General features: G+C 72.4%; 24 protein-coding genes and 1 pseudogene. 9 read left to right on the forward strand and 16 right to left on the reverse strand.

The features are described from left to right. Window positions 1–4 precede the first annotated feature (4 nt). Entirely contained in the window at window positions 5–1,336 is a 1,332-nt protein-coding gene (locus tag OHT74_RS22430) for a hypothetical protein (RefSeq protein WP_266666138.1), read from the reverse strand. A gap of 232 nt (window positions 1,337–1,568) precedes the next feature. On the opposite strand from OHT74_RS22430, the gene OHT74_RS22435 reads away from it, so the two are divergent. Next, entirely contained in the window at window positions 1,569–2,042 is a 474-nt protein-coding gene (locus OHT74_RS22435) for a hypothetical protein (protein WP_328621179.1), read from the forward strand. 40 nt (window positions 2,043–2,082) lie between these two features. Here OHT74_RS22435 and OHT74_RS22440 read toward each other — a convergent pair whose 3' ends face one another. The 3 genes from OHT74_RS22440 to OHT74_RS22450 all read right to left on the reverse strand — a co-directional run bounded on the left by OHT74_RS22440 (window position 2,083) and on the right by OHT74_RS22450 (window position 4,524). Then, window positions 2,083–2,859: an enoyl-CoA hydratase/isomerase family protein gene (locus OHT74_RS22440; RefSeq protein WP_266666140.1), complete on the reverse strand. Its 777-nt coding sequence runs from the start codon at window positions 2,857–2,859 to the stop codon at window positions 2,083–2,085. Further along, a complete protein-coding gene (locus tag OHT74_RS22445) occupies window positions 2,856–3,281 on the reverse strand; it encodes a Zn-ribbon domain-containing OB-fold protein (RefSeq protein ID WP_266672944.1) in 426 nt (141 codons plus the stop codon). The genes OHT74_RS22440 and OHT74_RS22445 overlap by 4 nt, the downstream gene beginning before the upstream one ends. A gap of 91 nt (window positions 3,282–3,372) precedes the next feature. Beyond that, window positions 3,373–4,524, reverse strand: coding sequence for a lipid-transfer protein (locus OHT74_RS22450; protein WP_328621180.1), 1,152 nt, complete (start codon window positions 4,522–4,524; stop codon window positions 3,373–3,375). An 86-nt stretch (window positions 4,525–4,610) separates the two neighbouring features. Between OHT74_RS22450 and OHT74_RS22455 the strand changes: the two genes are divergently transcribed. Further along, window positions 4,611–6,224: a FadD3 family acyl-CoA ligase gene (locus OHT74_RS22455; RefSeq protein ID WP_328621181.1), complete on the forward strand. Its 1,614-nt coding sequence runs from the start codon at window positions 4,611–4,613 to the stop codon at window positions 6,222–6,224. Between the two features lie 27 nt (window positions 6,225–6,251). Here the strand turns inward: OHT74_RS22455 and OHT74_RS22460 are convergent. The 4 genes and pseudogenes from OHT74_RS22460 to OHT74_RS22475 form a co-directional block, all read right to left on the reverse strand. Next, window positions 6,252–6,401: pseudogene (locus OHT74_RS22460) on the reverse strand (Uma2 family endonuclease); the annotation flags it as partial. Window positions 6,402–6,454: 53 nt separating this feature from the next. Then, entirely contained in the window at window positions 6,455–7,183 is a 729-nt protein-coding gene (locus OHT74_RS22465) for a class I SAM-dependent methyltransferase (RefSeq protein WP_328621182.1), read from the reverse strand. A 249-nt stretch (window positions 7,184–7,432) separates the two neighbouring features. Then, the gene (locus OHT74_RS22470) at window positions 7,433–7,666 is read right to left on the reverse strand and encodes a hypothetical protein (RefSeq protein WP_328621183.1); all 234 of its coding nucleotides are present in this window, start codon (window positions 7,664–7,666) and stop codon (window positions 7,433–7,435) included. A gap of 173 nt (window positions 7,667–7,839) precedes the next feature. Next, window positions 7,840–11,070 (reverse strand): AfsR/SARP family transcriptional regulator, encoded by a 3,231-nt coding sequence (locus tag OHT74_RS22475; RefSeq protein ID WP_328621184.1) that lies wholly within the window; start codon window positions 11,068–11,070, stop codon window positions 7,840–7,842. A gap of 143 nt (window positions 11,071–11,213) precedes the next feature. Between OHT74_RS22475 and OHT74_RS22480 the strand changes: the two genes are divergently transcribed. Both OHT74_RS22480 and OHT74_RS22485 read left to right on the forward strand, forming a co-directional pair. Then, a complete protein-coding gene (locus OHT74_RS22480; protein WP_328621185.1) occupies window positions 11,214–12,434 on the forward strand; it encodes an amidohydrolase family protein in 1,221 nt (406 codons plus the stop codon). 81 nt (window positions 12,435–12,515) lie between these two features. Next, on the forward strand, window positions 12,516–13,346 hold the full coding sequence (locus OHT74_RS22485; protein WP_328621186.1) for a trypsin-like serine peptidase: 831 nt from the start codon (window positions 12,516–12,518) through the stop codon (window positions 13,344–13,346). Window positions 13,347–13,358: 12 nt separating this feature from the next. On the opposite strand, the gene OHT74_RS22490 is transcribed toward OHT74_RS22485, so the two are convergent. From OHT74_RS22490 to OHT74_RS22520, 7 genes are all read right to left on the reverse strand, one after another. Then, window positions 13,359–13,754 carry a VOC family protein gene (locus OHT74_RS22490; protein WP_030304284.1) on the reverse strand — a complete coding sequence of 132 codons (396 nt, stop codon included), beginning with the start codon at window positions 13,752–13,754 and terminating at the stop codon, window positions 13,359–13,361. 103 nt (window positions 13,755–13,857) lie between these two features. Beyond that, a complete protein-coding gene (locus OHT74_RS22495) occupies window positions 13,858–14,298 on the reverse strand; it encodes an NUDIX hydrolase (RefSeq protein WP_266666149.1) in 441 nt (146 codons plus the stop codon). A gap of 178 nt (window positions 14,299–14,476) precedes the next feature. Beyond that, window positions 14,477–15,034 carry a 2'-5' RNA ligase family protein gene (locus OHT74_RS22500; RefSeq protein WP_266666150.1) on the reverse strand — a complete coding sequence of 186 codons (558 nt, stop codon included), beginning with the start codon at window positions 15,032–15,034 and terminating at the stop codon, window positions 14,477–14,479. 38 nt (window positions 15,035–15,072) lie between these two features. Beyond that, a complete protein-coding gene (locus tag OHT74_RS22505) occupies window positions 15,073–16,302 on the reverse strand; it encodes an ABC transporter permease (RefSeq protein ID WP_328621187.1) in 1,230 nt (409 codons plus the stop codon). Next, on the reverse strand, window positions 16,272–17,003 hold the full coding sequence (locus OHT74_RS22510) for an ABC transporter ATP-binding protein (RefSeq protein ID WP_328621188.1): 732 nt from the start codon (window positions 17,001–17,003) through the stop codon (window positions 16,272–16,274). Before OHT74_RS22510 ends, OHT74_RS22505 begins: the two co-directional genes overlap by 31 nt. Further along, window positions 17,000–18,124 (reverse strand): peptidoglycan-binding protein, encoded by a 1,125-nt coding sequence (locus OHT74_RS22515; protein WP_328621189.1) that lies wholly within the window; start codon window positions 18,122–18,124, stop codon window positions 17,000–17,002. Before OHT74_RS22515 ends, OHT74_RS22510 begins: the two co-directional genes overlap by 4 nt. Then, window positions 18,121–18,642, reverse strand: a complete 522-nt coding sequence (locus tag OHT74_RS22520; RefSeq protein WP_328621190.1) for a hypothetical protein — start codon at window positions 18,640–18,642, stop codon at window positions 18,121–18,123. Before OHT74_RS22520 ends, OHT74_RS22515 begins: the two co-directional genes overlap by 4 nt. Before the next feature lie 102 nt (window positions 18,643–18,744). On the opposite strand from OHT74_RS22520, the gene OHT74_RS22525 reads away from it, so the two are divergent. The 3 genes from OHT74_RS22525 to OHT74_RS22535 are packed head-to-tail and all read left to right on the forward strand — an operon-like array spanning window position 18,745 to window position 21,673. Beyond that, a complete protein-coding gene (locus OHT74_RS22525) occupies window positions 18,745–19,446 on the forward strand; it encodes a response regulator transcription factor (protein ID WP_266666155.1) in 702 nt (233 codons plus the stop codon). After that, the gene (locus OHT74_RS22530; RefSeq protein ID WP_328621191.1) at window positions 19,443–20,714 is read left to right on the forward strand and encodes a sensor histidine kinase; all 1,272 of its coding nucleotides are present in this window, start codon (window positions 19,443–19,445) and stop codon (window positions 20,712–20,714) included. Before OHT74_RS22525 ends, OHT74_RS22530 begins: the two co-directional genes overlap by 4 nt. A gap of 26 nt (window positions 20,715–20,740) precedes the next feature. Beyond that, on the forward strand, window positions 20,741–21,673 hold the full coding sequence (locus tag OHT74_RS22535; RefSeq protein ID WP_328621192.1) for a L,D-transpeptidase family protein: 933 nt from the start codon (window positions 20,741–20,743) through the stop codon (window positions 21,671–21,673). Window positions 21,674–21,713: 40 nt separating this feature from the next. Here the strand turns inward: OHT74_RS22535 and OHT74_RS22540 are convergent, their stop codons facing one another. Next, window positions 21,714–22,364 carry a transmembrane-type terpene cyclase gene (locus OHT74_RS22540; RefSeq protein ID WP_266666158.1) on the reverse strand — a complete coding sequence of 217 codons (651 nt, stop codon included), beginning with the start codon at window positions 22,362–22,364 and terminating at the stop codon, window positions 21,714–21,716. Window positions 22,365–22,547: 183 nt separating this feature from the next. Here OHT74_RS22540 and OHT74_RS22545 point away from each other — a divergent pair, with 183 nt between their 5' ends. Continuing rightward, entirely contained in the window at window positions 22,548–23,495 is a 948-nt protein-coding gene (locus tag OHT74_RS22545; protein ID WP_328621193.1) for an LLM class F420-dependent oxidoreductase, read from the forward strand. Between the two features lie 10 nt (window positions 23,496–23,505). Further along, window positions 23,506–24,291, forward strand: coding sequence for an SDR family NAD(P)-dependent oxidoreductase (locus OHT74_RS22550; protein ID WP_328621194.1), 786 nt, complete (start codon window positions 23,506–23,508; stop codon window positions 24,289–24,291). The last annotated feature ends 23 nt before the right edge of the window (window positions 24,292–24,314 follow it).

Below are 24,314 nucleotides of genomic sequence, written 5' to 3' on the forward strand. Positions count from 1 at the left end.
TCGATCAGTCGAACCAGCTGGTGACTTCGTCCTTGACGGAGCCGGCCGTGTCGCCCACCCAGTCGGCCGCGTCGCCCGCGGCGTCCTTGACCTTGCCCGGGTCGACCGTGAACTCGCCGCCCACGGCGCCGCCGAGCCCGAGGGCGAGGCCCGCCTTGCCGCCGAAGTGGTACTTGCCGTCCTCCCCCTTGCCGAAGTCCCATTTGAATTCTGCGCCCGCGCCGTACCAGCCCTCGGCCGTGGCGCCGGCGCCGAGCCCGGCGACCTCCCCGCCCGCGGCGACGCTGGCCTTCTCGCCGGCGAACGCCTTGAAGCCGCCGTTGAAGCCCTCCTTGCCCAGCGTGAGGCTGGCGGAGGCCTCGCCGCCCGCGAATCCCTCGAAGCGCCCGTAGCCGCCGACGACCCCGTAGTTGGCGTGCCCCTCCAGCATCGCCCGGATGCCCGCGGACGCCTCGACCTTGCCGGTGAGGCCCTTGTTGGTGAAGCCGTAGTTCGCGGTGGCCCTGGCTCCCAGGTACATGTCGTCGAGCCCGCCGAGCGTGAGCGCCCCGTTGTTGTACTCACCCTTGTACGTCATGTGGAAGAGGTCGGCGTAGAGCTTGATCGACCCCTCCTTGCCGTACTTGGTGCCGGTGAGCTTCATGCCGGCATCGGGTCCGGTGAAGCTGAAGCCGTCGTCCTCCTTGGGCTTGTCCCCGGATCCGTCGTCGAGCTTCTTGGGGGCCTTGTCCAGGTCGCCCTCGGCGTAGCGGTTGAACCCGGTGAGCGATTCGTCGTTGCCCTTGCCGAAGGCGTCCCGGTTGCTGTCGATGACGGCGGCGCTGAGGGCGGTCTTGACGTTCTGGTCGAGCTCGGCGACGGCCTTCACCCGGTCGTCGATGTGCTGCTGCCACTTGCCGACGGCTTCGCTGATCGTCTTCTGGCCGTCGGGGTCGTGGTGGTAGGCGCTGCGCTCGGAAGGCGTGAGCTTCGCGTAGTCGAACGCGACGCGTCCCTGCTCGGAGACGGTCATGCCGGCGGCTATCGCGTCGTCGCGCGCGCTCTCCAGCTTCTTCTTCAGATCGGTGAACTTTTCGTGCGCGTCGCGCAGCAGGCTCCCGATCGCCTTGGCCTGGGACTGCGCGGCGGTGTACTCGTAGCGGGTCGCCGCGAAGTTCGTATGGGCGGTCTGCTGGCTGACCCCGTTCCAGGTCTCCCCGCCGAGCGTGATCTTCTGCACGGAGTCGGCGTAGCGGGTCTCGACCTTCTTCAGCTCGCCCGCCATCTCCTCCCATTTGGCGGCGGCCGTCGTCAGCAGGCCCAGGTCCGTGGTTATGACTTCGTAGTAGGTCAGCACCGGATCCCCTCACAGCTTCCACAGCGTCTTCACGTTCAACTGCGCCGCAAGGAACCGGACATGGTGCGCCTCCCCGTTGGCCGGCTTTGATCATATGCATGGCAACTGTGAGCGGGCCAAGCACCGGGTGGGCCCTCACGTTTCCTGCGCATGGCGCGCCATGCGCACCCTGTGTCCCGGCGCGGACGGCGGTGATAGCGTGGCCCGCCGTTGTCAGGGAGGGGATTGAGCCATGGTGGCTGGACGTCGTATCAGGTTTACCGCCGTGCTCGTCGCCGTCGTCTTCGCGCTCACGGGCTTCTCGTCCGGCGGGCATGGCGGGAAGAGCAAGAGCAAGGGCAGCGGCAGCGGCGGCGGATGCTCCAGCTCCAAGAAGAAGAGCAGCTACAACAGCAACAACAACAGCAACGGTGGCGGGAAGTCGACGCCGTCGCCCACCAAGAGCGCCGGCCCGCCCGCACACGCCCAGGTCGTCTCCTGTGCCGGCCCCGGCAGCCCGAAGGCCGTCCTCAGGGTGACCTCCGACGTGGACAAGCAGCGCACCGTCGACGTCCCGCTCACCTTCGAGGGCGCGAACGGCGTCGTCGACCGGACCTCCGTCCGCGTCACGCTCAAGGCCCGCGAGACCCAGACCGTCACCGCCCCGATGGTCCACGACGACAAGGCCGCGGACGTGAAGACCTGCGCCGTCGGCCGGATCGACTAGCCGCCGGCGCGCCTGGCGTGGCCGACGCCGCCGACGCCGCTCAGCGCACCCGCGGCTCCGGGGCCGCCCGGCGCCCGGTGAACAGGTCCGCCTGCCGCTCCGGCGGGAGGTTCCCCAGCGAGATCAGCGCCGGGGCCTGGGCCAGCGCCTGCTGCAGCGCCGCCTGCTTCGCCGACCACAGGGCCCGTACGGTGCCCTGCACGGCCTCCGTCGGGTACCCGGCCAGGGTCTGCGCCGCCCGCAGCGCCGCCGGGAGCAGCTCCTCGGGCGCCGTCAGCTCCGAGACCAGGCCGATCTCGTACGCCCGCTGCGCGGAGAGCCGCTCCGCCGTCCCCATCAGGGACATCCGGGCGGCCTCCCCGAAGGGCATCCGCTGCGCCATGTACACGGCCTCGTACGCGCTGACCATCCCGTACGCCGTGTGCGGGTCGAAGTACGTCGCGGCCGAGGAGGAGACGATGAACTCCGACTCGCCCAGCAGGTAGAACGCCCCGCCGCACGCCATGCCGTTGACGGCGGCGACCACCGGCTTCCACAGGTCGTTCGCCTTCGGGCCGACGGACAGCAGCGGGTCGTCGACCGAGTACGGGGAGGCGGGCTGCGGTACGCAGACGCCGCGGTCGATGCCCGTGCAGAAGGCAGCCGGACCGGCCCCCGTCAGCACCACTGCGCGGACGTCCTGCGCATGCCGGAACTCCCGCCACACCTCGGCCAGTTCAGCGGCCGTCGCCAGGTCGATCGCGTTGTGCTTGCGCTCCCGGTCCAGGGTGACGACCGCGACCCCGCCCGCCTTGTCCCGCTCCACCCGTACCGTCATGGCTTCTCCAGTACCCAGCGCGGCACGGTCATCCCGCCGGTCTCGGTGAACACCACCTGGACCCGGGCGCCGATGCGCAGCCGGGCCGGGTCCACCGAGTTCAGGGGGGCGCCGGGGGAGGCGACCAGGTTCCCGGCGAGGCGGATGTGCGGGGCGTCGGCGAGCTCCACGAGGATCACGTTGTACGGGGCCTGCGCGGCGTACGCGGGGAGCAGCGGCGGGTGCGGCCGTACGTAGGACCAGATGCGGCCGCGGCCGCTCATCGCCAGCCACTCCGAGTCGAACGACTGGCAGTGCGGGCAGCAGGGTCTGGGCGGGAACCGGAGCCGGCCGCACGCGGTGCAGGCCTGGACGCGGAGTTCGCCCTGGGCGGCGTACTCCCAGAAGGGGGCGCCGTCCTCGTCGGGAACGGGCAGCAGCAGCTGGTCCGCCGTGGCGGTTGCCGGGGCAGGGGCAGGGTCCGTGGCCGGAGGTGTTGCCGGTGCCGGGGTCGTCGTCATGGTCGCTCGCTCCTCAGGCTCGCAGCAGGATCGCGGACGTCGGAACACCCTCGCCCGCGGTCACCAGGCAGGTCGCGGCGTCCGGCACCTGGGCGGTGGAGACGCCCCGCAGCTGCTTGACGCCCTCGTTGATCAGGTTGAAGCCGTGCACGTACGCCTCGGACAGTCCGCCGCCCCCGGTGTTGATCGGGAGCCGGCCGCCGATCTCCAGGGAGCCGCCCTCGGTGAACGCGGCGCCCTCGCCGCGCCCGCAGAAGCCGTAGCCCTCCAGGGAGAGCGGGATCAGCGGGGTGAAGGCGTCGTAGATCTGGGCCACGTCCACGTCCTGCGGCCCGAAGTCGGCCTGCTTCCACAGGTGCCGGGCGGCGGTCCAGGCGGGGCCGGACAGCGGGTCGTCGTTCCAGTAGTTGACCATGCCGTGGTGCTGGGCGGGCAGCCCCTGGGCGACGGAGTGGACGTACACGGGCTTCTGCCGGCAGTCGCGGGCGCGCTCGGCGGAAACGATCACGCAGGCCAGCGCCCCGTCGGTCTCCAGGCAGTTGTCGAAGAGGCAGAGCGGGTCGCTGATCATGCGGGCGGTCATGTACATCTCGCGGGTCAGCGGGCGTTCGTACATCATCGCGGCCGGGTTCTCGTTGGCCCGGTTGCGGCAGGCCATCGCGACGTTGAAGAGGTGGTCGCGGGTGGCGCCGTACTCGTGCATGTACCGGCGGGCCAGCATGCCGATCTCGTCGGCGGGCCGCAGCAGTCCGAAGGGGCGGGTCCACTGGCCGGGGGTGGGCAGCTGGACGGCGGTGTTCTTCCAGGGGCGCGGGCCGGAGCCGCGTTTGCGCGAGCGCCAGGCGACGCCGACGCTCGCCTGGCCGGTGGCGACGGCTGCCGCGAGGTGGCCGACGGTGGCGCAGGAACCGCCGCCGCCGTAGCCGATCTTGGAGAAGAAGGTGACGTCGCCGGCGCCGATGGCCTTGGCGACCTCCACTTCGTCGGTCTCCTCCATCGTGTAGGAGGAGAAGGCGTCGACCTCGGCCGGGGCGATCCCGGCGTCCGCGAGGGCGGCCAGGATCGCGCGGCAGGCCAGTTCCTTCTCGGACTCGGGGAGCCGTTTGGCAAAGGCGGTCTGGCCGATCCCGACTATCGCCGTAGCGTCCTTGAGTGTTGCCGCCATCGCCACCTCCGGGGCTGCACCAGTACTGACAGCCGCGAAGGCTACAGCTAATCTGACGGATAGTCAGCTACTGGGAGGGGTGTGCGATGAGCGAAGACGTGCGGGGGGATCTGCGCTGGGGCAGCATCGCGGGACTGGTGCGCGCGGCGGCCGGGCAGTACGCCGACCGCGAGGCCGTCGTCGACGGACGCGTCCGCATCAGCTACGCGCAGCTCGGCGAGCGCGTCGAGCGGGCCGCGGCCGCCGCCATCGCCGCCGGGGTCGAGCCGGGGGACCGGGTCGCCGTCTGGGCCCCCAACACCCTGGAGTGGATCGTCTCCGCGCTCGGCGCCGTCTCGGCGGGCGCCGTCCTCGTCCCCCTCAACACCCGTTTCAAAGGCTCGGAAGCCGCGTACGTCCTGCGGCGCAGCCGGGCCAGGCTCCTCTTCGTCACCGGCACCTTCCTCGGCACCTCGTACGTCGCCTCCCTGCGCAGGGCCGCCGCCGAAGGGGAGGGCGGCCGCGGCCCGCTGCCCGGACTGCCGCACCTCGAGCAGGTCGTCGTCCTCGCCGAGGACGCCCCCCAGTCCTTCCGCACCTGGAAGGACTTCCTGGCCGGCGGGGACGACATCAGCGCCGAGACCGTGCGCGAGCGAGCCGAGTCGATCCGCCCCGAGGCCCCCTCCGACATCATCTTCACCTCCGGCACCACCGGCAGTCCCAAGGGCGCCGTGATCACCCACGCCCAGTCCCTGCGCTGCTACGACGTCTGGAGCGAGCTCGCCGGCCTGCGCGAGGGCGACCGCTACCTGATCGTGAACCCCTTCTTCCACACCTTCGGCTACAAGGCCGGCATCATCGCCTGCCTGATGCGCGGGGCCACGATGGTCCCGCAGCCCGTCTTCAACGTGGACACCGTCCTCGCCAACATCGCCGCCGAGCGGATCTCCGTACTCCCCGGCCCGCCCACCCTCCACCAGTCGCTCCTCGACCACCCCCAGCGCGACCACCACGACCTGTCCGCCCTCCGCCTGGTCGTCACCGGCGCCGCCGTCGTCCCGCTCCAGCTCGTCGAGCGGCTGCGCGGAGAACTGCACATCTCCACCGTGCTCACCGCGTACGGGCTCTCCGAGGCCAGCGGCATCGTCACGATGTGCCGCCGCGGCGACCCGGCCGAGATCATCGCCTCGACCTCGGGACGGGCCATCCCGGACACCCAGGTGAAGATCGCCGACCAGCACGGGTACGCCCAGCTCGCCGGCACGGCGGGCGAGGTGTGGGTCCGCGGCCACCACGTCATGCAGGGCTACTTCGAGGACCCGGCCGAGACCGCCGCGGCCGTCACCCCCGACGGCTGGCTGCGCACCGGCGACGTCGGGGTCCTCGACACCGACGGCAACCTGCGCATCACCGACCGGATCAAGGACATGTTCATCGTCGGCGGGTTCAACGCCTACCCCGCCGAGATCGAGCAACTCCTCGGCCTGCACCCGGACATCGCGGACGTCGCCGTCGTCGGAGTCCCCGATCCGCGCCTGGGCGAGGTCGGCAAGGCCTACGCGGTACGCCGCCCCGGCTCCACCCTCACCGCCGACGACCTGATCGCCTGGTCCCGCCGGGAGATGGCCAACTACAAGGTCCCGCGCGAGGTCGAGTTCGTCACCGAACTCCCGCGCAACGCGAGCGGCAAGGTCCTGAAGCGGAAACTGCGCGCCCGCTGAGCCCCGCCGCCACCCGGACCCGCTTGATCAAGGGGTGAGCGTGCCCAGGTCGATGTCCGCGGGGAACGGGACCGCCACCTTGAGCCGGTCGCGATGGATCCCGGTCGGGACGTACGTCCGGGTGACCGTGTCCAGCTCGTAGACGTGGACGACGGGCTCGCCCTCCTCGTCCTCGACACCGACGCGCTCGGCCGCACCCTTGTGTACGGGTGCTCGGCGCGGCTGATCCGTCAGGCCGGCTTCCGGGCCAGGAGCAGCCGCCAGCGGGGTGTGCCGTCGTTGCGGCGGCCGAAGGGCTCCAGCGGCAGGGTCTCCACCGTGAAGCCGGCCGCCAGCAGGTCGGCGCGGACGCCGCCGAGCGGGAAGGTCCGGTAGTACATGACGAACGGCGGCCGCCACACGGCGTTGCGCAGCCGCATCGCGGCATCGAAGCCCGCCACCGCCCACCACACGGGCGAGACGGGCGGGATCGGCGCCCCGATCGGGAACGCGAACAGGCCGCCCGGGCGCAGGGCGGCGTGGACGCCGGAGAAGAGGGCGGGCCGCTCGGCCGGCAGGAAGTGCCCGAAGGCGCCGAAGCTGACGGCCAGGTCGTACGAGCCGGCCAGCTCGGGCGGCAGCGCCCGCGCGTCGGCCCGTACGAGGTCGATGCGCTCGTCGGGGTGCGCCCGCGCGGCCTCGGCCAGCATGCCCGCGCTCAGATCCACCCCGGTCACCCGGTCCCGGCACAGCCGCCGCAGCATCCCCAGCCCCGCGCCGGTCCCGCAGCACACGTCCAGCCCGTCCCCGAAGGAGCCTTCGTGCTGGGCGAGCGTCTCCTCGACCGCGTCGAGCATGCGGTCCGGGGTGCGGAAGGGGGTCTGGTCGAACTTGGGCGAGAGCAGGTCGTACCCGCGCTCGACGGACGAGAGGGCCTGCACGGCGAGCTCGCGGACGGTCGGTCCCTGGGAGGTGAACACAAGCCCAGCCTAGTGACACGGGCCCGGCCCGGTGGGGAACGCATGCGACGGCGGCCGCGGTGGCTCCCCCTCCGGGCCACCGCGACCGCCGTCCTTGTTGTGCTCCCCCGTTGGTTGTGCTCCCCCGTCGGTCCCCCCGTGACCTCCGTCGGGACCCCGTATCCCCCGTGGTCCCTCCGTTGGTCCCGGTCCCCCGTATCCCCCGTGGGACCGTCCCCCCCCCGTCCCCCGTATCCCCCGTGGGACGTCTTACGGACGCGGACCGGACGCGTGGTTGTCCATCGCCACGATGTCCTCGCCCGAAGTGTGGTTGTCCTGCGGCTTCGGCTTGATCTCGATGCCGGAGGCGTGATTGTCCATCGGCGTGATGTCGACGCCCGGTGCCAGGCTGTCGTCGAGCGGCTTGATCTCGATGCCGGACGCGTGATTGTCCATCGGCTTGATGTCGCCGTCGTTCGGCAGGATGTTCTCGTTCGTCGTCATCGGTTCTCCTGATGGATGGGTCGGGCCCGTTCGGCGATTCCCCCGCGGACCGCCGAACGGGTGGTCCTCCAGCCGACTCTCGCGCCCCCCGACGCGGTGAGTCGATGTACCTATCGTGGCGGTCGGCGATAAACGAACGATGAATGCCTCGTTCATCCGCCGATCGGTGCAGCTCAGGCCGCTATCTCGGAAGCCAACAGGGCTTGGACCTCGGCCAGTTCGGCCGACTTCAGCTGCTTGAAGACGACCTCGGCATCCCGCCAGCACACCCGCGCCCGGTCCCGCTGCCCCAGCCTGCGCAGCGCCTTGCCCAGCACCGTCAGCACGGTCGCCCGGCGCCACTCCCCGCCGATGCCGCGCAGCGCGATGGCCTGCTCGGCGTGCGCGGCGGCCAGCGTGGGCCGGTGCGCGGCCAGGTGGGCCACGGCGAGCCGGAAGTGCGTCACGCCCTCCCACAGCGGCTGCCGGTTGTCGTGGAACAGGGAGAGCGCCTCGGTGAGCTGCGTCTGCGCCTCACCGAGCCGCCCGGCCTGCGTGAGGGCGATGCCCAGCGCGTAGCGGCCGTTGGCCAGGCGCAGGGTCAGACCCATCCGGTCGTATATGGCGATGCCCTGCTCGGCGAGGTCGATGGCGCTGGTCAGCCGGCCCAGTTCGACATGGATCCGGGAGAGGTTGCACAGCGCGCTGGCCTCGCCGATGTGGTTGCCGTCGGCGCGGAAGTTCTCGATGGCCTCCAGCAGGTACCGCTCGCCGTCGGCGTGCCGGCCCTGGTAGAGGGCGATGATCCCGCGGTCGTTCGGCGCCCAGCAGCTGGGCAGCGGGTCGCCGGCCTCGCGGGCCAGGACCATCGCCTGCCGGGCCTCGTCGTCGGCCTCGTCGAACCGGCCCGCGACCAGGTGGACGTTGGTCAGCGTGGTCCGGGCCCGGCCCTCCGCGTGGGGATCCTTCGCGGCGTGCGCGGCGTCGCGCAGGGCCACGGCGGCGGACTCGTACTGCTTGGAGTTGGCCCCCGACTCGGCGAGGTCCTTGGCCGCCCACAGGAGGTCGACGGCCCGGCGCAGTACGTCCGCCTGCCCGGTCGTGCGTACGGAGGCCTGCCGGACGCAGGCCAGCAGCGGGTCCGCCTCGGCGTAGAGCCAGTCCAGGGCGGCGCGCGGCTCGGCGAAGCGCAGGCCGGGGTAGTGGGTGGCGGACAGGTGGGCGGGGAGCCGGTCGCCGGGGCGCTCCACCGCGTACACCGCCGAGGCGGTGGCGAGGTAGAAGTCCAGCAGCCGGTCCAGGGCGGCGTCCCGCCCGCTCGGCGGCTGCTCGTCACGGTCCGCGCAGGCGCGGGCGTAGAGGCGTACGAGGTCGTGGAAGCGGTAGCGGCCGGGCGCGGCCGATTCGAGGAGGGAGCAGTCCACTAAAGCCTCGAGGAGGTCCTCGGTGTCGTGCTCGGGCCGGTCGAGTACGGCGGCCGCCGCGGCCAGCGAGATGTCGGGCCCGTCGGCGAGGCCGAGGAGGCGGAACGCGCGCTGCTGGGCGGGCTCGAGCTGGCCGTAGCCGAGCTCGAAGGTGGCTTTGACGGCGAGGTCGCCGGCCTGGAGCTCGTCGAGGCGGCGGCGCCCGTCGGCGAGCTTCGCGGCGAGGACGGAGACCGTCCACGTGCGGCGGGCGGCCAGCCGGGAGGCGGCGATGCGGATGGCGAGCGGCAGGAACCCGCAGGCGCCGACCACGTCGAGGGCGGCCTGGCGCTCGGCGCCGACCCGCTCCGCGCCCACGATCCGGGTGAACAGCTGGAGGGCCTCCTCGGGGCTCATCACGTCGAGGTCGACGAGATGGGCCCCGGCGAGGCCCGCCATGCGGACCCGGCTGGTGACGAGGGCGGCGCAGCCCGCGGTGCCCGGCAGCAGCGGGCGGACCTGCGCGGCGTCGCGGGCGTTGTCGAGCAGGACCAGGACGCGGCGGCCGTCGAGCGTGGAGCGGTACAGCGCGGCCCGCTCGGCGGCGGTGTCCGGGATGGCCGTGTCGGGGGTGCCGAGCGCGCGCAGGAACGAGCCGAGGACGGCGACGGGCTCGGCGGGCCGCGGCTCGGTGCCCTGGAGGTCGACGTAGAGCTGGCCGTCGGGGAAGTGCGGGCGGGCGGCGTGCGCGACGTGCACGGCGAGGGTGGTCTTGCCGACGCCGCCGATCCCGGCGAGCGCGGAGACGGCCATGACCTGGCCCCCGACGCCGGACAGGATCTCGCCGAGCTCGTTGACGAAGGTGGCGCGGCCGGTGAAGTCGGCGACGGTGGCGGGCAATTGGGCGGGCCTCACGTGTGCGGGCGCGGCGGCCGGGGCCGGGTCTTCGGCGCGGGCGAGTTCGGCGTCCGCGCGCAGGATGCGCTGCTGGAGCGCGGAGAGTTCCGGCCGGGGGTCGACGCCGAGTTCGTCGGCGAGGAGCCGCCGGGTGTCGGCGTACACGGCGAGGGCCTCGGCCTGCCGGCCGCTGCGGTACAGGGCGAGCATGAGGAGCTCGCGCAGCCGTTCCTGCAGCGGGTGCGCGGCGGTGAGGGCGGTCAGTTCGGAGACGGCCTCGGCGTGGTGGCCGAGCTCCAGGTCGAGGTCGAGACGGGTCTCCAGCAGCTGGAGGTGCCACTCGGCGAGCCGGGTGCGCTCGGTCTCGGCGTGCGGTCCGGGGACGCCGGCGAGCGGTTCGCCGTCCCACAGGTCGAGGGCGCGGGCGAGCAGCGTACGGGCGAGGGTGCGGTCGCCGGCGGTGCGGGCCTGGTCGGCGTCGGCGGCGAGGCTGCGGGCGATGCCGAGGTCGAGGGTGCCGGTGGGGGTGCGGATGGCGTAGCCGCCGGACTCGCTGACGAGCATGCCTGGCGCGAGGACCTTGCGCAGGCGGGAGGCGTACGTACGGATGGTGGCGAGGGCCTGCTGCGGCGGGTCCTCGCCCCAGATGGCGTCGATCAGTTCGGGCGCGGTGGCGGTACGGCCGCCGCGCAGCAGGAGCGCGGCGAGCAGGGCCCGCTGCTGGGGGGTGCCGGAGGGCAGCGCCTCGCTGCCGCGCCAGGCGCGGATGGGCCCGAGGACGGCGAAGCGGGTGCCGGTGCGGGCGGAAGCGGGGTACGCGTCGGCGGCGCCGGTCACGTCCGGCCCGGCGGCGGCGGCGGGGGCTTGGGCGGAGACCTGGGCGGGGGTGGCCGCGGTGGCTGCGGAGTCCGGGGTGGCCGCGGTGTCCGTGGCGTCGGCCGCGGCATCCGGCGTGCCGGCCGAAGCGGTGGCCGGAGTACCGGCATCGGCGCCGCCCGCGGTGTCCGGCGGGTCGGCGGGGCTGCCGGGCCGGACCCCCGCCGTGGCGTCCGGCGCGGCAGCGGGGTGGCGCCGGGCTGCCTCGGGGTGGTTCCGCTGGTGCGGGATGGCCGGTATGCCGTCCATCTGTCGTCCCCCCTGCCTTCCGTCGGTGTAAGGGCCAGTCTGCCCTGTGTTGCGCTTACCCGTCAGCCCGTGTCGGACCGATCACTTCCCAATCGCCGTCCAACTAGCTGACGGTTCGTCAGATTGACGCTACCGTGGGAACCATGGAGACCTTCCCGAAGATCATCTCGGTGGACGACCACACGGTTGAGCCTCCCCACGTCTGGCGGGACCGGCTCCCGTCCAAGTACCAGGACACCGGCCCCCGGATCGTCCGCGCTCCCTTGAAGGAAATGACCTTCCTTGGCGGCAAGTTCGCCCCCGTGATGGGCGCCAAGGGAGACGACGGTCCGATCGGCGACTGGTGGGTCTACGAAGACCTGCACCGCCCCCTCACCCGGCTCGACACCGCCGTCGGCTACGACCGCGACGAGATCAAGCTGGAGGTGATCACGTACGAGCAGATGCGCCCGGGGTCCTTCTCGGTTCCCGAGCGCCTCGCGGACATGGACGTCAACCACGTCCAGTCGGCGCTCTGCTTCCCGACCTTCCCGCGCTTCTGCGGCCAGACCTTCACCGAGGCCAAGGACCGCGAGCTCGGGCTGCTCGGCGTACGGGCGTACAACGACTGGATGGTGGAGGAGTGGTGCGGCCCCGAGGCGCGGGGCCGGCTCATCCCGCTGACCCTCATCCCGCTGTGGGACGCCCGGCTGGCCGCCGCCGAGGTCCGCCGCAACGCGGCGCGCGGCGTGCGCGCGGTCGCCTTCTCCGAGATACCCCCGCACCTGGGGCTGCCCTCGGTCCACACCGACGAATGGGACCCCTTCCTCGAGGCGTGCAACGAGACCGGCACGGTCATCGCCATGCACATCGGCTCCTCGTCGCGCATGCCGTCCACCTCGGCGGACGCCCCGCCGGCGGTCGGCTCCACCATCACCTTCGCCAACTGCTGCTTCTCGATGGTCGACTGGCTGATGAGCGGCAAGTTCGAACGCTTCCCGAACCTCAAGATCATGTACGCGGAGGGCCAGATCGGCTGGATCCCGTACATCCTGGAACGCGCGAACGTGGTCTGGGAGGAGAACCGCGCCTGGGGCGGCGTCGCGGACAAGGTGTTGCGCCCGCCGTCGGAGCTCTTCGCGGAGCACGTCTTCGGATGCTTCTTCGACGACCCCTTCGGGCTGAAGAACCTGGACTCGATCGGCGTGGCCAACGTCCTCTACGAGACGGACTACCCGCACTCGGACTCGACGTGGCCGAAGTCGCGGGAGGTGGGGGAAGCCCAGATGTCCCACCTCGCGCCGGACGTGGTGGATCGCATCGTGCGCGGCAACGCGATCGACCTCCTCGGCCTGACGCCGGAAGGCCTGTGGGCGGGCGCGTAGGCGGGAGCCCGGGGGTCCCCTTGCGGCGAAGGTGAAAATCAAGGCATGCTTCGCCGGAGCAAAGTGGGAGGGGCGGTGGCGGTGGACAAGCGGACCGTGGTGACCGGGGTGTTGTGCGCGGTGGCGGCGCTGGGCGCGTCCGCTGCCATGACGAAGGTGGTGCCGGCCTCGGAGGAGGGCGGGTCGGCCACGCACGTCAAGGCGGCGGCCCCGGCGAAGCCTTCACCGAGCCCGTCTTCACGATCGCAAGCGGCGAAGCAGCCGCAGCTGAACACCTCGGGCACGCCCCGGCCGGGCAGCGCCGCCGCCTTCACCGGGGCCCTGTTCGAAGGCGGCGTGCAGGGTGACCACTTCTGCACCGCCACCGTGGTGCACAGCCCGGGGAAGAACCTGATCGTCACCGCCGGGCACTGCCTGATCGCCGGGAAGACCGGCGACGGGGGAGCGGTCTTCGCACCCGCGTACGCGAACGGCGGAGCCCCGTACGGAGCCTGGACGATCGAGGAGGTCTTCGAGGACCCCCGCTGGGCCGAGGGTACGGACGACGACTACGACCTCGCCTTCGCCCGCCTCGCCCCGGACGCAGCCGGCCGCAACATCGAGGACGTCACGGGCGCGGCCACCCTGGACACCACGGGCCGCACGGGCGAGGAGATCACCGTCACCGGCTACCCGGCGGACCGCAAGGTCCCGCGCACGTGCACGGCATCGGCGATCCGCGAGACCGAGACGGAGCAGCGCTTCGACTGCGCGGACTTCCCGGGCGGCACGAGCGGCAGCGCCTGGCTCGCGAAGGACGGAAAGATCATCGGCATCCTCACGGGCGGCGACACGGACGACGTATCGACGAGCACGATCCTGGGCGAGTACGCGGCGACGCTGTACGCGAAGGCGGCCTCCGCGGCCCGTTGAGCCGCGCGCGGCTCAGGGGCGCTCGCCGAGCACGTCGAGATAATGCGCGTTGTACATGAAGCCCAGGACATTGCCGAACGGGTCGACCACCGAGGCGGTGACGAAGCCCGGACCGCGCTCAGTGGGCGGCTCGTACTGCTTCGCGCCCATGGACAGCAGCTTCTCGAGGGTCGCGTCGACGTCGTCGACGTGCCAATACACGACGGCCCCGCCCGGCTCCGCGGGCGCGCCGGCGGGAGCGTAGCGGCGGTCGATCAGCCCGAGCTCGTGCTGGTAGTCACCGAGCCGGAACTCGGCGTACCCCGGCCGCTCGAAGTAGGGGCCGGTGCCGAGGAGTTCGGTGTACCAGGCCTTGGCAGCGTCCAGATCGGCGGCCCAGAAACTGACGGTGGTCAGACCTCGCAGCATGGACGCTCCCCAGCTCGTTGTCGATGGCAGTTGCCAGGACTCTAGACACCAAGTAGGACGGTTCCTGTCCTCGTTGGCGGGGTGTCGCGCGGCTTTTCCGGTGTCAGACCACCAGCCCGAGGTGGACCGGCTCGGCCGGCGCGCCGGCCAGCAGGTCCGCGAGCCGCGGCGGCCACAGCGGCTCCCCGAGCGAGGCCAGGGCCTGCTGCGACAGCCAGCGCCAGTGCGCGTCGGGCGACTCGGGGACGGGATCACGGCGCGGGCCGGTGGTGACGTAGATGTGCTCGTGCTGGCGTACGGGGATCCCCTCGTGGGTGAAGTCGTGCTCCCAGGTGCACAGCAGCCGCTGCGGCTCGAGGTCGGTCCACCCGGTCTCCTCCCGCAGCTCCCGCCGCACGCACTCCTCCGGGGTCTCCCCGGGATCGATCCCCCCGCCGGGCGGCAGCCAGTGGATCCCGACCTCGATGTTGTTCTCACGGAAGAGGAACACCGAACCGGTCGGGGAGAGGATGACAATGCGGGCTGCCTGCCTGGGAGTTCTCATCAGATCAGCGTACGACGGGGAGGGGGCGGGGCGACGGGGTTTGAACTGCTTGTACTCGGGGTCGGTGGAGTGTCCTGGGGACCCCGGAGTCCCGGCCCGCCTCTCCGACGCGGAGTCCAAGACCCGCCCCGGAGGTCCCAACCGGCCCTTTCCTTCGCCGCCGAGTGCCCCCCGCCCCTCACCCCCGCAGTGCGAACGACGCCCGGTCCCGCCATGCCACGCCGTCGTGGACCATGAGGTCGACCGACGAGATGCGGGTCGTGAGGGGGAGTGAGCGGGCCAGGTCGGCTTCGATCTCGTCCAGTACGTCTGCCTCCTGTCGCTGCGCGACCGTCAGATGCGGGATGACGTCCGCGAACCGGCCCCCGTACGGCTGGGCCTGCGGCCAGCGGTCGGTGATTGCGCGGGTGAGCAGCCGCAGCTGCGTGTCCGGCTCGGGGGCCAGGTACAGCACCTCCGGGAAGCGGCGGCTCTCGGCGAACCGGACGTCGAAGGCCCGGTGGCTGCCCAGGGTCTCGGCGAGCGCCGCCTGGACGGTGGCGTCGATCAGGTGCTCATCGAGGAACGGGAAGAGCACCGTCACATGCGCCGGGACCCCGGCGATGGCCGAGGGGTCCAGCCGTTCGCGCCATGCGCGAACGGCTGGTTCGGCCTCGGGGATCTTCACGAGTAGGCCCGTCCGGCCCGCCTCGAACCGGCCTGCGTCGGAAGTGGTGTCGCTGGAGTCGGGTGCCATGACTGGATGGTGCCACCCGACCCCCGACCCCGCCCCCCTCACCCCGCCTGCAGTGCCAGCGTCGGGGACAGGCGGGCTGCGCGGACTGCCGGGTAGAGGCCTGCCAGGGTGCCTATGGCCAGGGTTGAGGCGAAGCCGCCCGTCACCGCCCAGAGGGGGACCACCCAGGGGAGGTCGCCCGCGCGGGCGTAGGCCGCCGTGGCCGCCGCGCCGAGGGCGATGCCCGCCAGGCCGCCGAGGCCCGACAGGAGCAGGGACTCCGTGACGAACTGGATGCACACCTGGCCCTTGGTCGCGCCCAGCGAGCGGCGCAGGCCGATCTCGTGGCGGCGTTCCAGGACCGAAATGATCATGGTGTTCGCGACGCCGACCCCGCCCACCAGCAGGGCGATCCCGCCCAGGCCCAGCAGGAGCGTGCTGAACGCGCCTTCCGTGGCCGCCTTCGCCTGAAGCGCCGCCGACGGGTCCGTCACGGAGACCGTGCTCGGCGACTGCGGGTTGGCCGTCGGGGCGATCAGGCCGCGGACCGCCGCGACGCGGTCGTCCGCCGAGCGCTCGTACACCGCCGTCGGGTGGCCGTCGAAGCCGAGCAACTGCTCCGCCGCCTCCCAGCCGATCAGCGCCGAGCGCTCGATCTCCGGGGCCAGCGGGATCGGGTCCAGGATGCCGATGACCGTGAAGTACCGGCCGCCGATGAACACCTGCTGCCCCGGCTCGGTGATGCCCAGCCGCTCCGCCGAGACGTTTCCGAGCACCACCGACGGATAGCGTCCGGTGGCCCCGTTCAGCCACGTCCCCTTCTGCATCCGGGCGCGCAGCACCTCCAGCAGGTCGTCCTTCGCCGCCTTGAGACCGATCCCGCCCGTCTCCTCCTTCGGGATGTTCTCCGAGCGACGTACGGACTGCGCGACGTCGCCGGTCGTACCCACCGATTCGACCCCCTCGATCCGGGAGATCATGTCCGGGGCCTCCTTCGGCAGCTTCGTGTCCTGCCCCGAGAACATCGACTGGCCCGGCGTCGCCACCAGCATGTTCGTGCCCAGCTTGTCGAGCTCCCGCAGGAGCTTGGCCTGGCTGGACGAGGACACCCCGACCACCGCGATCATCGTCGCGATGCCGATCGCGATCCCCAGCGCGGACAGGAACACCCGCATCGGGCGCGAGCGCAGCCCCGCCGAGCCGACGTGCAGGACGTCCCGGGGGCCGAGGCGGGACGGGGTCAGCTTTCGCGAGGCCCTCACTGCTCCCTCGCCCCCGCCGTGTTCCATACGTCGGCCACGATCTCCCCGTCCCGTATCCGCACCTGCCGCGGCAGGCTCGCCGCGATCTCCTGGTCGTGGGTGATCACGGCGATCGTGGCCCCGTCCCCGTTCAGCTCGTGCAGCAGCTCCATCACCGACTGCCCCGACGCCGAGTCCAGTGCACCCGTCGGCTCGTCCGCCAGCAGCAGGTCCGGTTCGCCGGCCACCGCCCGGGCGATCGCCACGCGCTGCTTCTGCCCGCCCGACAGCTCGTGCGGCCGGTGCTCCATCCGGTCGCCGAGGCCGACCCGCTCCAGCGCCCGCGCCGCCCGGCGGCCGCGCTCGGCGCGCGGGAGGCCGGAGTACAGCAGCCCCTCGGCGACGTTCGCCTGCGCGCCGATGCCCGGTACGAGGTGGAAGGACTGGAAGACGAAGCCGACATGGCGTGAGCGCAGCGCCGACAGGGCGCGGTCGGAGAGGGTCGCGATGTCGTGCCCGGCGATGGCGACCGCGCCGGCGCTCGGGCGGTCGAGGGTGCCGACGATGTGCAGCAGGGTGGACTTCCCGGAGCCGGACGGGCCGACGATGGCGAGGAGTTCGCCGTTCAGGACGGTGAGGTCCACCCCGCGCAGGGCCTTGACCCCGCCGGGGTACTCCTTGGTGACGCCCGCCAGCTCCACGACGGCGCGTGCGTGCCGGTTCTCTGCAGTGGCCACTGTCGTCGTCACTGCTTCGGGATCCCCACCTGCATGCCCTCCTTGAGGGCGTCCCCCTTGACCTCGACGCGGCCCTGCCCGAACATGCCGAGTTCGACCGGGACGTCACGGACCGCGCCGTTCTCGACGACCTGTACGCCGAAGCCGCCGCCGGACAGCGCGAGGAGTGCGTTGACCGGTACGGAGAGCACGCCCTTGCGGGTCTCGCCGGTCAGCCGGATCGACACCGGGGACCGGTCCGGGCCCTTGATCTCGGATGCGTTGTCGAGGGAGACGTTCACCTCGACCTTCGGCTTCCCGCCACCGCCACCGCCCCCACCGCCACCGCCGCCTCCGGACCCGCCCCCGCCGCCGTTCGGGTCGTCCGGGTTGGCCGTACTGCCCACCGAGTCGATCTTCCCGGTCGCCGTGCCGCCGCCCGGCAGGTTCACGGTCACCTTGTCGCCGGTCTTCGTCGCGCCCGCCTTGGCCACGTCCAACTGGAACCGGACCATCCGTTCGGTTCCGGTCAGGGTCAGCACCGGCTTGCCCGGCGCCGGCTCGTCGCCGACCGCCGTGTCGTTCTTCTGCACCCGCTGCGGACCTGCCGCGAAGGCGATCTCGTCCTTGCCGACCTCGCCCGTCTCCGCCGCCTTGTGCGCCTTCTGCCAGCGTTTGACCGCCGTCGCCGTGCCCGCCGTGAAGGTGCCGTCCTCCGGGTCGAGGCCGGTCCCGTACCCGAGGGCCTGGAGGTTCCGCTTGAGCTGTTTGACGTCCTCGCCCTTGTCCCCGGTCTTCATCGGCCGGTACACGGGCGTGCTCCCGTACATGAGCCGCACCGGCTTGCCGTTGACCTCGTACAGCTTCCCGTCCCGCTCGATCGCCGTGCCGGCGCCCGCGACCCAGGTCAGCACCCCGGGGCCGCCCGCGGCGAGCTTGCGCTCCTGCGCGTAGCCGAGGGTGCCCTCGACCGTGAGCCCGGAGCTGAGGTCCCCGCGCGTGACCGGAGCCGTCTGCTGCGGCAGCCCGTCCGCGCGCCGGTCCTTCGAACCGTCGGAGTCCCCCCGCGGCTGGGCCGTCACCGCGTACCCGCCGCCCGAGACGGCGAGTACGACGGCCAGCGAGCCCAGCAGCCACTTGCCGCGCCGCCTCACGCGGCTTCGCACTTCTTCTGGGCGTCCTGGAAGGCCTGCTCCTGGCCCTCGGGGATCTTGGTCGCGCTCATCGCGTTCCCGTTGAAGGTCGGGTCCGGGATGTTGACGCCGTTGTCCCGCATGCACTTGGCCCACTTCAGGGCCTTGTCCTTGTCCTCCTGCGACATCTGGCCGGTCCCCGGGGCCTGCATCCCGCACGCCTCGAAGGCCTTCTTCAGCGCCTCCGGGTCCTCGCTGCCCGAGCCGAGCGTCATGCCGCGCGGGTCCTGGCCGGGCTCCGGGTCGGGTGCGTCCATGCCGTGCTCGCGCAGGCACTTGCGCGTCTTGAGCGCCTTGTCGGCGTCGGCGCCGCCGGTCGTTCCGGTACCGCCGCCGCCGGATGCGTTGTTCTTGGTGGAGTCGCCCTTCCTCCCGTCCTTGCCGTCCTTGCCGTCCTTGCCGTCCGAACCGACACCGCCCGTGCACGCGGTGACGAAGAGGGTCAGCCCGGTGAGGGCCGCGGCCGTGGTCATGGTCATGGATCGATTCATGCGGCCGACCCTGCACGAGAGGCGGGTTTCGCTTCCCTCTCCGATCTTGCTTATGACGAGGAAATGCGAGATTCCGGTAAAGAGGGCGGCATGCGAGTTCTGGTGGTGGAGGACGAGGAATTCCTCCGGGAGATGATCGCCGACGGGCTGCGCCGCGACGCGCTCGCCGTCGACGAGGCGGGCGACGGCCTCGAGGCCCTGCGGCGCCTGCGCCTCGGCGAGTACGACGTCCTCGTCCTCGACCGCGACCTGCCCGGCCTGCACGGCGACGAGGTCTGCCGGCAGGTGGTGCGCGAGCGGCTGCTGACCCGCGTCCTGATGCTGACCGCCTCCGGGACCGTACGGGACCGGGTCGAGGGGCTCGGCCTCGGCGCCGACGACTACCTCACCAAGCCCTTCGCCTACGACGAGCTCCTCGCCCGCGTCCTGGCGCTGGGCCGGCGGGCCCGGCCGGCCCTGCCGCCGGTGCTGGAGCGGTGCGGGATCGCCGTCGACACGGCCCGGCGGAGCGCGACCCGCGACGGGCACCGGCTCGCGCTGTCGCGCAAGGAGTTCGCGGTGCTGGAGGCGCTGCTGCGGGCGGAGGGGGCCGTGCTCGGCAACGACGACCTGATCGAGCAGGTGTGGGAGGAGGACACCTCGTACAGCACGAATGCCGTACGGGTGACCCTCAGCAAGCTGCGGGCCAAGCTGGGCGAGCCGCCGCTGATCGAGACCGTGCCGGGCGCGGGCTACCGGATCACGGGTCCGGCGACGGGCGGGTCCGCCGATGCGAACGCCGATCCGCGATGAGAGCAGTGCTCCATTCCGAGCGCGCCCGTCTCACCGCGCTCTACGGCTCGCTGCTCGTCCTCGCCGGCGGCGGCCTGATCGCGCTGATCAACATCCTGCTGCGGGGCGGCCTCTACACCCGCATCAGCGGAGCCGTCACCACCGCCGTCCCCGGCACCGCGTTCGAACGCGCCGCCGTCGAAGGCCAACGGCTCCCCGCCGTCCCCGCCCAGCGGCTCCCGCCCGGCGCCGCCACGCCCACCCAGGAGCAGCTCCGGACGTGGGCCGCCACCCGCAACCTCTCCACCGCCGTCGAGTCCGCCACCCTCCACGAGCTGCTGATCGTCTCGCTCATCGCCCTCGTGGTGTTCGCCGTACCGTCGATCTGGCTGGCCTGGTGGATGGCGGGCCGCGTGCTGCGCCCCGTCGGCGTCATCACCGAGACGGCCCGCCGCCTTTCGGGGGAGAACCTGCACGAGCGGATCGGCCTCGAGGCCCCGCCCGGCGAGCTCAAGCGGCTGGCCGACACCTTCGACGGCATGCTCGACCGGATGGAGAGCCTGGTGGGCGCGCAGCGCCGGTTCGCCGCGAACGCCGCCCACGAGCTGCGCACCCCGCTCGCCGTCCAGCGGGCGGCCGCCGAGATCGGGCTGGCCGGGGACCCGCCGCCGGAGAAGGTGGCCCGGATCCGCTCCAAGCTGATCGGCGTCGCCGACTCCAGCGAGCACCTCATCGAGTCGCTGCTGCTGCTCGCGGTATCGGAGGAGGGGCTGGAGGCCACCGCCCCGGTGGACCTGGCGGCCCTGGCCGAGACCGAACTCACCGAGGCGGCCCAGGCCGGGGCGGAGCCCGCCCGGGGCGCCGCCCCGCCCGCCGGGCGGCCCGCCGTAGTGCGGGACCTTGCGCCGTTGACCGTGACCGGTGACCGGGCTCTGTTGGGCCATCTGGTGCGGAACCTGCTCGGCAACGCCGTACGCCACAACCGGCCGGGCGGCCGGATCGGCGTCGCGACCTCCGCCGACGGGGTGCTGACGGTGTCCAACACCGGCCCGGTGATCGACCCCGCCGACGTACCGCGGCTGCTGGAGCCGTTCCGGCGGCGGGCCGAGCGGCAGCACACCGCGGGCGAGGGCGTGGGCCTCGGGCTCTCCATCGTGGCCTCGATCGCGCGGGCGCACGGCGCGAAGCTGGTGGCGCGGGCCAATCCCGCTCCGGGCGGCGGACTGACCGTCAGGGTCCGCTTTCCGGTGGGACCCGCGCCGCTCCGGCCGCCGCTTCAGGAGTCCTGAATGTTCCCATGTGTACCGTCGGAGACATGAGCAAGCACCCCCGCGCCCGCTCCCGCAGTCCCCGCACGTCCCGCGCCGTCCGCTCGCCCCGACGGGTGGCCGTCGCCGCCGCCCTGGGCCTGTTGGCATTCGGGGCCGGATGGGCCTACACGGCCCAGGACGACGACTCCGGCGCCACGGCCCAGGCCCGGACCGGCGACCGCCCGGGGGAAGCGGCCGGTGCGGCCGGCGCCAACAAGCCCACCAACCCCACCAGCCCCGCAGGCGTACCCCGCGCCACCCGCGGCGTACGCGGCGCCCCCGGAGCGCCGGCAGCCTCCGGAGCCCCAGGCGCACCAGGCGCCACCGCAGCCCCGGACGACCCCGACCAAGGCCTGGCCGACGTCAGCGACGAGACCCGGGCCAGGATCCCGGCCACCGCCCGCCAGCTCCTCCTCGTCGCCGGCAAGGCGAGGGACTCCTCGGAGTCCACGGCGACCCTCTACACCCGGCCGGCGGCCGGCGCCGACTGGGTCCGGGCCACCGAGAGCTGGCCCGCGCACAACGGCGCCAGCGGCTGGAACTCCGGCGAACGCGAGGACGGGGACCTCACCACCCCCGTGGGCGTGTTCACCCTGAACGACGCCGGCGGTCTGCTGGAGAAGCCGCCGGGCACGAAGTTCCCGTACGACCGCAACCGGCTCTTCGTTCCCACCGGCCGGGGCGTGAACGGCGAGTCCCTCGCGGGTGCGTTCGAATACGTCATCGCGATCGACTACAACCGCCGGACGGGGGTATCCCCGCTGGACCTGTTCAAGCCGGAGGGCGAGGACAAAGGCGGCGGCATCTGGCTCCACGTCGACCACAACGGCCCCTCGCAGGGCTGCATCGGCATCTCGAAGAAGGCCATGAAGAAGCTCCTGACCACCCTGGACCCGGCGGCGAAGCCGGTCATCGTGATGGGGCCGGCCGGCTTCTGACCGGCCGGTGTCCGGCTGACGGGCTTCCGGCCGGCCGGCGTCAGACCGTCGCACCGGCCGGTTCCCGGGCGGCCGGCGCGGCGACCGCCCGCCGCCCCCGCAGCAGCAGCCCGATGTACGCCAGGTCGAAGACGCTGCACATGATGCCGAGCCCGAGGATGAACGGCGAGTCCTCGACGACCCCGAAGAGCAGGGTCGGGGCGAGCGTCCCCAGCCATTTGGCGACGGCGATGACGAGGGACTGCCCGCGCGGCCCGCGCCGGTCGGCGTAGAGGGCGATGAACAGCCCGGACATCAGCAGGTTCTGCAGGAACGCCGAGTACCGGCTCGCGTCGTGCGTCCCGAAGTGGGCGAGGAGCAGCCACTGCACGGCGAAGCCGGCGCCGAACACCAGTGCGCTCCATGCCGCGAAGAGCGGCCGCGTCACGAACTCGGGCAGCTCGGCCCGCCCGAAGCGCAGGTACGTCCAGATGATCGCAATGTCGGCGACCGCCCACACGACATTGACGATCCCCTGCGCGGAGACCCCGCTCGTGAACCCGCCCGCAGCGTAGATCACCTCCCACGCGAAGTTCAGCGCGAGCGCGGCCACCGGCATCGCATATGTCCGGTCCCGCAGCCCGACCCGGATCGCCTCGACGTACACGACGGTCCACGCCACCCCGCTGACCAGCGTCAGAAAGAGATCCACGCAGGGCACCCTAGCCAACGCACCCCTCCCGGCACATCCCCCGGGCACCTGTCACCCGGCGCGTGACCGGGTCGAACCCCTTGCCTGACGGACCGTCAGCTACGACGATGGCCCCCGGCGCCGGCGGGACGCGAATCGGCAGCCGAAGACGTGGGCGACAGACGAAGCGGAGGCGGTGGCGGCATGGCGCGCGTGTTTGCGGAGGGCCGGCTGGTCTACGGGATGCAGCTCCCGATCCAGTCGCAGAGCACCATCTACGCCGAGCCCTGGGAGGCCTCGGCCACCGCCGTCGACCTGGCCGAGGTGGCGCGGGCCGCCGACCGGGCCGGCTTCGGGTACGTCGCCACCTGCGACCACGTCGCCATCCCGCGCCGGCTCGCCGGACCCATGAGCACCGTCTGGTACGACCCCGTGGCCACCCTCGCCTTCCTCGCCGGGATCACCGAGCGCGTACGGCTGCTGAGCCACGTCGCGATCCTGGGCCTGCGCCACCCGCTGCTCAGCGCCAAGCAGTACGCCACCCTCGACCACCTCTCGGGCGGCCGGCTGATCCTCGGCGTCGGCGCGGGCCACGTGCAGGAGGAGTTCGAGGTCCTCGGCGCCGACTTCGCCCGCCGCGGCGCAGTCCTCGACGAGACCCTGGACGCGCTGCGCGCCGCCCTCGGGCCCGAGGAGTACCCGGAGTTCGAGGGCGGGCTGTTCTCCTTCAAGGACCTCGGCCAGCTGCCCCGCCCCGCCCAGGCCCGCATCCCCGTCTGGGTGGGCGGCTCCTCGCCCGCCGCCGTGCGCCGGGCCGCCGTACGCGGCGACGGCTGGCTCCCGCAGGGCGACCCGCGCGACAAGCTGCCGGGCCAGATCGCCCGGATCAAGGAGCTCCGCGCCGCGGCCGGGGTCGCGGACCCCATCGAGTTCGGCGCGATCACCGAGGCGCTGTACGTCGGCGAGCCCGGCTGGGACACCGGCCGCCGGACCCTCACCGGCAAGGCGGAGGCGCTCGCCGAGTCCCTCCGCGCGTACCGGGCGCTCGGCGTGGACCAGATCCAGGTCCGCTTCCGCAGCCGCGACCGCGCCGAACTGACCGACCAGATCACCGCTTTCGGGGCCGAGGTCGGCCCGCTTCTCAACGACTAGGAGTACGGGCATGGGCAAGCTGGACGGGCGCGTCGTCGTCATCACCGGTGCGGCGCGCGGCCAGGGCGAGCAGGAGGCCCGCCTCTTCGCCGCCGAGGGCGCCAAGGTGCTCCTCGGTGACGTGCTGGACGATCAGGGCGCCGCCGTCGCCAAGGAGATAGGCGAGGACCGTGCCCGGTACGTACGGATGGACGTGAGCCGGGAGGAGGACTGGGCGGCCGCCGTGGCGGCAGCCAAGGAGGCCTTCGGCCCGATCGACGGCCTGGTCAACAATGCGGGCATCCTGCGCTTCAACGAGCTGGTCTCGACCCCGCTGGAGGAGTTCCAGCAGCTGGTCCAGGTCAACCAGGTCGGCGCCTTCCTCGGCATCAAGACGGTCGCCCCCGAGATCGAGGCGGCCGGCGGCGGCACCATAGTCAACACCTCCTCGTACACCGGCCTGACGGGCATGGCGTACGTCGGCTCGTACGCGGCGACCAAGGCGGCGATCGTCGGCCTGACCCGGGTGGCCGCGCTGGAGCTGGCCGCCAAGGGAATCCGGGTCAACGCGATGTGCCCGGGCGCCGTGGACACCCCGATGGCCAATCCCGGCCTGCTGGACCCGGCCAACATGGGAGACGAGGCCCGGGATGCGATGGCGGAGCTCTACCGGCGGGTCGTGCCGATGGGGCGGGTGGGCCGGCCCGACGAGATCGCCAAGCTGGCCCTGTTCCTGAGCAGCGAGGACTCCTCGTACATCACCGGCCAGCCCTTCGTGATCGACGGCGGCTGGATGGCGGGCGTCAGCATCCTCTAGATCTCCCGCCCACCTCATCTGAT

Source organism: Streptomyces sp. NBC_00354, from assembly GCF_036106915.1.
In the GTDB taxonomy this organism is placed as follows: Bacteria; Actinomycetota; Actinomycetes; order Streptomycetales; family Streptomycetaceae; genus Streptomyces.